The 6,838-nt window shown below is 48.0% G+C and carries 10 protein-coding genes; 5 read left to right on the top strand and 5 right to left on the bottom strand.

Annotation, left to right across the window (positions count from 1 at the left end; all coding sequences use genetic code 11):
* Complete coding sequence (locus tag K8S15_08130; protein MCD4776000.1) at positions 1-915, bottom strand: hypothetical protein; 915 nt, start codon at positions 913-915, stop codon at positions 1-3.
* 255 nt (positions 916-1,170) lie between these two features.
* Between K8S15_08130 and corA the strand changes: the two genes are divergently transcribed.
* The 3 genes from corA to queF are packed head-to-tail and all read left to right on the top strand — an operon-like array spanning position 1,171 to position 3,388.
* On the top strand, positions 1,171-2,232 hold the full coding sequence (gene corA, locus K8S15_08135; GenBank protein ID MCD4776001.1) for a magnesium/cobalt transporter CorA: 1,062 nt from the start codon (positions 1,171-1,173) through the stop codon (positions 2,230-2,232).
* A 27-nt stretch (positions 2,233-2,259) separates the two neighbouring features.
* The gene (locus K8S15_08140; GenBank protein ID MCD4776002.1) at positions 2,260-2,991 is read left to right on the top strand and encodes a hypothetical protein; all 732 of its coding nucleotides are present in this window, start codon (positions 2,260-2,262) and stop codon (positions 2,989-2,991) included.
* Complete coding sequence (gene queF / locus K8S15_08145; protein ID MCD4776003.1) at positions 2,981-3,388, top strand: preQ(1) synthase; 408 nt, start codon at positions 2,981-2,983, stop codon at positions 3,386-3,388. Before K8S15_08140 ends, queF begins: the two co-directional genes overlap by 11 nt.
* Here the strand turns inward: queF and folE2 are convergent.
* From folE2 to queC, 4 genes are read right to left on the bottom strand one after another with little or no spacing between them, the layout of a single operon-like run.
* Entirely contained in the window at positions 3,385-4,188 is an 804-nt protein-coding gene (gene folE2 / locus K8S15_08150; GenBank protein ID MCD4776004.1) for a GTP cyclohydrolase FolE2, read from the bottom strand. The genes queF and folE2 overlap by 4 nt on opposite strands.
* The gene (queD, locus tag K8S15_08155; GenBank protein MCD4776005.1) at positions 4,185-4,550 is read right to left on the bottom strand and encodes a 6-carboxytetrahydropterin synthase QueD; all 366 of its coding nucleotides are present in this window, start codon (positions 4,548-4,550) and stop codon (positions 4,185-4,187) included. The genes folE2 and queD overlap by 4 nt, the downstream gene beginning before the upstream one ends.
* 13 nt (positions 4,551-4,563) lie before the next feature.
* A complete protein-coding gene (queE, locus tag K8S15_08160; GenBank protein ID MCD4776006.1) occupies positions 4,564-5,160 on the bottom strand; it encodes a 7-carboxy-7-deazaguanine synthase in 597 nt (198 codons plus the stop codon).
* Positions 5,148-5,861 carry a 7-cyano-7-deazaguanine synthase QueC gene (queC, locus tag K8S15_08165; GenBank protein MCD4776007.1) on the bottom strand — a complete coding sequence of 238 codons (714 nt, stop codon included), beginning with the start codon at positions 5,859-5,861 and terminating at the stop codon, positions 5,148-5,150. Before queC ends, queE begins: the two co-directional genes overlap by 13 nt.
* Before the next feature lie 157 nt (positions 5,862-6,018).
* On the opposite strand from queC, the gene K8S15_08170 reads away from it, so the two are divergent.
* Complete coding sequence (locus tag K8S15_08170; GenBank protein ID MCD4776008.1) at positions 6,019-6,321, top strand: GYD domain-containing protein; 303 nt, start codon at positions 6,019-6,021, stop codon at positions 6,319-6,321.
* Between the two features lie 47 nt (positions 6,322-6,368).
* On the top strand, positions 6,369-6,836 hold the full coding sequence (locus K8S15_08175) for an ATP-binding protein (protein MCD4776009.1): 468 nt from the start codon (positions 6,369-6,371) through the stop codon (positions 6,834-6,836).
* Positions 6,837-6,838 lie beyond the last annotated feature (2 nt).

The following is a 6,838-nucleotide window of genomic DNA, read 5'->3' on the forward strand; positions in this document are numbered from 1 at the left end:
CTAAATACTCCCCATGGCCAGGAACAGGCGGGAGTATTCCACACTGTAACCCTGGTCAATCCGAAGATCGATTGTACTGATCGACTCAATCTGGTCATCCGTAAGGGGGAACACAACAACGGTTTCACCGTAACTCAAGCATCTTGTAAGAAGACCTGGCTTCCAGGTTTTCCAGAGGGCATTTATCTCTTCGTCCAGAAATTCATCGCCGCCCCAGCCGGAGAGCACCTCCAGTATCCCCTCATCTAAAACAGCAATTTCAATACGAATTCTGTTTCGTGGAGCAACTACGAGATCGGCTGCAAGTTTTCCATCTTCTTCATGAAACACAATAGCCCCACGCAGGAAATCCTCGAGGGGATCCTGCTCCCCAAAAAGGTGGGCTGCGGAACATTCGTAGTAGATGAAACGGTCAACGTAAGAAGCAGGTTCGTACGATACCGTCAGCGCGGGGACTTCTCGCCAGAACGGCATCGCCCACTGGAAGCCCTCCTCGGTGCTGATCCCCTCTTTATCAACGGGCCTGTCACAGGGCATTCCATCGGAATGGCTGAAGCTAAGATCGTCCCAGACAGCAAGGTAGTTCTCTTCATCCCTGAAAACAGGGATCGTTTCATCGCATGTGGAAATTGTTGAAGGAATTGGAATCAGAAGCGAAAAATACCCGTTCTGCACTTCCACGGTCATCGTGCCCGTGAATTCAGGCCCATGAAACCATAACACCGGAGCGTCAACTATCATGGAGTAATAGGGCTGCAGCATACCGTTCTCTTCAAGAAAACCCCTTTCAGCCCCAATCGCAACAGGGAGAACCTCATCTATAAGAACAACTCCCCATTCATGTACGAATACGGTCTCGTCCGCTGCTTCGGCTGCTCCCGAAACGGTCAATATTAATAGAATCATCGTGATCATATTGTGAGCCTCCCTTAATCTGTACAGATAATACACAGAAAATCAGTAAATATTCCAAATGGATTTCGGTGATTGTCAGGCAGTCTATCACTGTTTGACAGGCTCTTCAGTTTAGATATTTTATGGGGTTAGAGGGGTCGGACGCCACTTGCGGCACTTACAAAACTTGAAAAGCATGCTTTTGCAGAATTATATTGAAAGCGGTTTGATTCTTTGTTTCAGCTCTATTGAAGGGAGCCCTTTATGGCTGATAGAATGTACTCCTCCGGCAGGGCGCATGAAAAGGGCGGTCAGTCGTCGGAAACTCCCCTTTTCATAGGCAGAAGGAAAATGGAGAAAGTCAGGATGTCCTATATCCGCTACAACGAAAACCTGCACGAGGAAAAGGAGAATTCAACTCCGAAGGAGTGCGCCGGTCTCTGCAAGTCCTCCGATGTCGTCTGGATTAACGTTGATGGCATTCATGATACAGGAACCATTGAGAAAATCGGGGAATTCTTCAACATTCATTCCTTGACGGTCGAGGATATTGTTAATACCATGCAACGACCGAAATTCGAGGACTTCGACAGCTATTTATTCATCGTGCTGAAGATGTTAAGCTATTCCGATATCTCTACAGGCATGGAAACCGAACAGGTTTGCGTGATTCTTGGAGACAATTACGTTATTACTTTCCAGGAGAAGCCAGGTGATGTTTTCGATACTGTACGGGAGCAAATAAGGGGATGCCGAGGAAGAATCCGCAAGGCGGGGGCTGACTATCTCGCGTATGCTCTTATAGATGCTGTAGTGGACAGCTATTTCATGATACTCGAGACCATCGGAGACCAGATCGAGGATATTGAGGACCAGGTCATTACTAATCCGGACCCTGATAAAGTAACGAAGATACACAGATTCAAAAGGGCTATGCTCTTCATGCGGCGAACCGTCTGGCCGTTGAGAGAAGAAATCGCACTTCTGGAGAAGAGCGGATCGGAACTTGTCAGGGAGCCGACAGCGGTTTTCCTCAGGAACCTGTACGATCATACCATACAGGTTATTGATACTGTGGAGACCTACAGGGACATTATATCCGGGATGCATGATATGTACCTTTCAAGCGTAAGCAATAGGATGAATCAGGTAATGAAGGTCCTTACTATCATAGCGACGATTTTCATTCCCCTGACTTTCATCTCTGGGGTTTACGGCATGAATTTCAGATATATGCCTGAGATTGACTGGAAGTATGGCTATTACGCGATACTTGGAATTATGCTGGTAGTAAGCCTGGGAATGCTTACGTATTTCAGGAAGAAAAAATGGATCTGAGCTGCGATTCAGGAAAGGGTGTTCATTGTGGCAGTATCATCTGAAGGTTTTCTGGGAAGGCAGCTTCTCTCGATAAGGAACCGGATGGTTTCGGAGTCGGATCCATCCAGACTGAGAAAACTTCGAAGGAAAGAAATCAGAATTCTCCTGCAGCTGGGGAACCTTTCTGCTGCTGGAGATATCTGTGGAGAACTTGTGTCGAATAATCCCTCCTGGCCGCCTGGATACTCCATAATGGCCGATCTGGCATGCCATTCCGGGAAGTGGAAAGAGGCGGAAAAACTGTTCGAGAAGGCTGCCGAAGAACATGAGAAGGAAAACAACATCGAAGCGGCCGAAAGGCTCAGAACCGGACCTGTTTACAGGCTTGCAGAAGCAAGAAATGATTTCGAGAAATGTCTTTCCCTCTGTTCGGGGGAGGGAGATCTGAAGAGTATTCTCAAAGTCCGGTCGGGAAGGCTGCTTGGAACCGGAAAAGTCAAAGCGCAGCTGCATACGGAAGATTGGCTGTCAAAGCGTCTTACAAAGCTTGAAATAGCCTGGAGCGGGACATCACAGCGTGAACTCCTTCAGGAAGCTCTTGAATGGGAGAACAACGAACCGGAATGGCGCTGGAGGTTCATTGTTGAAAGCAGACATATTTGGAAGGAAATGGGGCTGGACTTGCGCGAATGGTGCAGGCCGGTAAAGGATACCGTCTGCCCTGTTCTCGATCCCAGATTTTATATGGAGTGGAGGAAAATGTCCAATGACGGATGATACTGATTTGAAAGATCTATCAATCCTTGGTGGCGGCAACGAACCCGGGAGGAAACTGGAAACATTCCCCAACCATCACTGTGACAGAGATTACATCGTTACTCTGACAAGCGATGAATTCACCTGCCTGTGCCCTAAAACAGGTCAGCCGGACTTCGCTGCAATAACCATAGAATACGTTCCAGATGAAAGAATAGTCGAGTCGAAATCGCTGAAGCTCTACTTCTGGTCCTTCAGAAATGAGGGAGTTTTCCACGAGCATGTGGCGAACATGATACTGGACGATCTGGTAGAAGCTCTGGAACCACGCTGGTGCAGGGTTGTCGCGGATTTCGGGGTCAGGGGCGGAATATCTATTTCAGTGGACGCGGAATACAATTGGGACGGAAACGATTAGATACCTGCGTCCCTTTCCCATTCGAATCGGGCGTAGGCTGTATGGTTATGTATACTTTCCTGGTTTTCAGCGGTGACCTGAAACCACATTAACCTGTCATCTTCCATAAGTCTTTCAGACGCGTTACGAACCATGTCCTCGACGAATACGGGATTGTCGTAGGCAAGTTCAGTAACGTATTTTTCGTCAGGTCTTTTCAGTACGGTATAGACGGATGAAGAAGCTGACGATTCCGCTATTTCGATCAGCTCCTCTATCCATATTATTGCGGGAATTCCTTCCTCGTCTGGGAAACTCCGTACTTCAATCGTTATATGTCCACGCTGATTATGTGCTCCGTAACTGCTTATTTCCCTGCTGCATGGGCAGAGGCTGCTTACCGGCACAGTTACGCTTAAAACGAAATCCTCCCCTTCAGGGCCGCTCTTTCCATAAAAGACGCACTGATAGTTCATTTTCGCGGCAATCCCGGTTACCGGAGCTGCTTTCTCCAGAAAATAGGGAAAGCTGACCGTCATCCTTGCCGATTCGGCATCAAGAATCTGCTTCAGTTCGGTAAGAATCGCTGGAATTGTTCTGCCGTTGAACTCACATGTGTGTGCCGCGAGAACCTCCACAAACCTGCTCATATGCGTACCCTTGAAATGGTGGGGAAGCTCCACCGACATGGAGATAACAGCTACGGTTTTCTGTCTTTCATTTGCCCTGTCAAGCAGTGTTACAGGATACTGCAGATCCTTGATACCCGCCTCATCCAGGGTGATATTTCTGAAATCAGGGTTGTTCTGAACATCGTTCATACTTTATCCTGTCCTCTGTACCTGCATCCTGTTGATAACGTTTCCTTTATTTCCACCATACTGAGTTCTGGCATAGCAGGTTTAAGCCTGTTCCAAACCCATCTTGCGATATTCTCGCTTGTGGGATTCTCAAGCCCAGGGAGATCGTTCAGGTACGAGTGATCAAGCTGGTCGATCACAGGAGTGCATACTTCTTTAATCTCTCCGAAATCCCTGACCCATCCTGTTTCGATTCCAACCCCGGCTTCCAGATGAACCACAGCTATAAACGTATGCCCATGGAGCCTGCCGCATTTGTGCCCTGGAGGAAGGTTCGGGAGAAGATGGGCGGCATCGAACTTGAATTCTCTGTAAACTTCCATTTCGTTATCTCCTCTACGGTATACCTGTATACTTATGAATCTGAAGACTCAGAATCCATCGGGTGTGGTTCAGGCAGTATTCAACCGCGTTTCGGGTATTCTCTTTCAAATCAATTCCGAAAATCGGCTGCAGGTAAAAATGTTCAAAATCAAGTGATAGGTATCTTCCCGGGTCAGTACCTTTCTGAGGGAAGGCCAGCTTCAGTTCATTTCCTTTTCTTACTACAGGATATTCATTTCCCTTGGGACTTACACATATCCAGTCAATTCCATCGGGAGGTTCAATCGTCCCGTTTGTTTCCAGCAGGATTTCAAACCCCGTTGCGTGCAAAGCGTTTATAAGCTGCCCGTCAAGTTGAAGAAGAGGTTCTCCTCCTGTACACAGTACCCGTGGACGACTTCCGTCTCCTTTCCACTTTCTGCTGATGGCTTCGGCCAGTTCGCCTGCGGATTCGAATTCCCCTCCGCCGGGGCCGTCGATTCCCTGAAAATCCGTATCGCAGAAACTGCAGCAAAGGTTGCATCCCTCAAATCGGCACAGAACAACGGCTTTACCGGAATTGAACCCTTCCCCCTGAAGAGTATAGACCATCTCCTTTATTCTATACATCTTTCCTGAAGCTTCCTATTGGAATATGAGACAGGATCATCCAAACCATTCTCCTTGAAACCATTCAATCTCAATATACAGGCATCACACTTTCCGCAGGCCTTGCCATCGTTGTCAGGATTGTAGCAACTCAGCGTTTGAGAATAATCCACACCCAGTTCAAGACCTTTTCCAATTATCTCAGCTTTGGTCATGTTCAGCAGCGGTGCGTGAATCTTCGCAGGATTTCCTTCTACGGCATCCCGCGACGCGAGTTCCGCCAACTTCTGGAAAGCAGCAATGAATTCCGGTCGGCAGTCCGGGTAACCGCTGTAATCCAGAGCATTTACACCAATGAAAATGTCATAAGCACATATCACTTCAGCGTAAGCTAGCGCCATGGAAAGAAAAACAGTATTCCTCGCGGGTACGTAAGTTGGGGGGATTTCACCGGCCATTTCTGCCAGAGGCCTGTTTTCAGGTACCGCTTCCGGTTCCGTCAGTGCCGACCCTTTAAAAAGCCTGTGATCAAGTGAAATTGTAATGTGATTGGCAACCCCCGCATCTCTGGCTATTGCCTTTGCCGATTCAAGCTCCAGCGTATGCTGCTGGCCGTACCGGAAGGACAAGGCATGAATACTGAAACCTTCATCCAGGGCTATGTACAATGTGGTGGCGGAATCAAGCCCGCCACTGAGAAGCACAACTGCTTTCCTGTTCAGGATAATTACCTCCCCGCGGTATATAAAACACGAAGCTTATGGAATATATACTAAATAGAATTCCTTTCATCTTACACTCACCTGAACTATCCCGACGGCACTTGTCATTAGCGACTGTTTTTATCAATATCTATTGAAGGAAAAGAAAGGAGAGATCATGCCGAAATTCGTACTGATGACAAAACACAGCCCAAAGAGCCTGCACGATGCCACTGGCAGGAAGCAAATGGGAAAGGAATGGCTTCATAAGGTAAAAAAAACCTGTCCGGAAGTAAAATGGATAGCCCATTACGCCATCCTGGGCCCGTACGATTTCATGGATATTTATGAAGCTCCCGATATTGAGACCGCGCATAAGATATCTCTTATCTCAAGATCCGGGGGAGCCCTGGAAGCCGAAAGCTGGCAGGCGCTTGAATACACGGATTTCCTCGGTGTTCTTAAGGAAATCGAAACCTGACTCAAGAATACCGGCTCTGCCGGAAATGAGAACCGGAGCAGTATCACTTGGCGAAAATCTATATTATGAGGGGCCTTCCGGGCGCAGGTAAATCAACGTGGGCACAGGAGAATCATCCCGGGGCACATGTATGCTCTGCGGACAGTTTCTTTGTGGATGATGATGGTGTTTACAGGTTCGATGGTACTCTGATTTCAGAAGCTCATGCTTCATGCCTCAGGCAATTCGCGAAAATACTCGCGTCAATGGAAGAAAGCGTTGAGAACTCTCCGGAAGTTGTTGTTGTAGACAACACGGCAATAAGGGCGTGGGAGATTTCTCCCTATTACAACCTTGCCCGGGCCTACGGCCACGACGTAAGAATAGTCCATGTTAAATGTGATACTGAAACAGCCCACTCGCGGAACATTCACGGAGTGCCGCTGGAACGCGTGGAGAAAATGAACGACGGCCTCGCGTGCGAAGCGCTCCCTCCATTCTGGACGGTGGAAACTGTTGGAGGATGCAACAACTAGTA

The sequence above is a fragment of the Candidatus Aegiribacteria sp. genome (assembly GCA_021108005.1).
In the GTDB taxonomy this organism is placed as follows: domain Bacteria; phylum Fermentibacterota; class Fermentibacteria; order Fermentibacterales; family JCC-6; genus Aegiribacteria.